Origin of the sequence: Streptomyces sp. WAC05292 (assembly GCF_003949955.1) — a bacterium.
Taxonomy (GTDB): Bacteria; Actinomycetota; Actinomycetes; order Streptomycetales; family Streptomycetaceae; genus Streptomyces; species Streptomyces globosus.
Window position 1 is genome coordinate 1 of the sequence record NZ_RPSE01000736.1, and the last position, 1,252, is coordinate 1,252.

General features: G+C 77.0%; 1 protein-coding gene. It reads left to right on the forward strand.

The features are described 5' to 3' along the window. Positions 1-55 precede the first annotated feature (55 nt). On the forward strand, positions 56-1,171 hold the full coding sequence (locus tag EF903_RS32720; RefSeq protein ID WP_260616235.1) for a hypothetical protein: 1,116 nt from the start codon (positions 56-58) through the stop codon (positions 1,169-1,171). Positions 1,172-1,252: the final 81 nt, after the last annotated feature.

Here is a 1,252-nt window from a genome sequence, read left to right on the forward strand (position 1 = left end):
CGGATCCCCTCGGCGGGGGAGGCGGCGGAGTCCCGGGGCGCGGGAACGTAGGGCCATGACCGGGCGAACAATGCACGAGACGGATCCGACCGACACGACCGACACGGTCCGGGCGGCCGACGTGATCGGGACGGCAGGCGCGACGACCGAGACGCTCAGCGGGACCGAGGGCGCGACGGCAGGCAAGGCGGCGAGCGGCACGGCCGCGATGAGGGGGGAGGCCCGCGCGCCCGACGCCACCGGGGCGGGGGCGAGACTGCTGCGGGCGGCGGCCGTCGCCGCGACACTGCCGTACCTGGCGCTGAAGACGGCCTGGCTGGCCGGGAGCGGCATCGGCATACCGGAGGGCAGCGTGCTGCTCGACCCGGGGGTGTTCTTCACCGTGGCCAACGCCGTGACCATGGCCATGGACGCAGCCGTGATCGTGCTGGCGCTGCTGCTGACCCGGCCGTGGGGCCGGCGGGTGCCGGCGCCGCTGCTGCTCGTCCCCGCCTTCACGGCGACCGGGCTGCTGACGCCGATACTCGCCGGCTTCCCCGCCCAACTCGCCCTCAGGGCCGTCGGCCTGGGCGCCGATCCCGCCGCAAGGGCCGCCGGGGAGTCCTTCCTCGACGGCTGGGTGTACCTCGTCGTCTACGGCGGCTTCACCGTCCAAGGGCTCGCCCTGACAGGGCTGTTCGTGCCCTACGCGCGCAGGCGCTGGGGCAGCGTCTGGCAGGGCGCGAGCGGTGCGCGGCTCCCGTCGCCCACGGGGGTGGCGGCGGGCGCCGCGGCCGCGCTCGGAACGGCGCTGGGCGTGCTGTACGCGTACTGGGCCTTCGGGGGCACGGCGGGGCTGGGCGCCGAGCGGGCGGCCCTGCACTCGGCGGAGACGGGGGTGGTGTCGGCGGTGCACGCGGTGTGCGCGCTGCTCGCCGGCTGGTGTGCGGTGCTGCTGGCCCGGGGAGGGGCGCGGCGGCCGGTGCGGCCGCTGGTGGCGGGGTGGACCGGATCCGCCGCGACGCTCTGCTGGGGCCTGTACCTCCTGGTCGCGGCCCTCGCTCCCCAAACAGGAGAGGGCGGAAGCACCCCTGCCGTGATCTTGCTGGCCTACGCTGGCCAGGTCGTCACCGGATGCCTCGCAGCGGCCGTCCTGACCGCGTTCGCGACCCGACGGCGCATACCGGCCTGAACCGCCCGGAGGCGGCCCGGGCGGGCCCCGGGGCAGGCCGGTCCCGGGGCAGGGCGGCGCGGGTGGCGGTGAGGGTGGCGG

Excerpts from the sequence above, each read along its gene's own strand:
- EF903_RS32720 (WP_260616235.1), top strand. The coding sequence starts at position 56 with ATGACCGGGCGAACAATGCACGAGACGGATCCGACCGACACGACCGAC.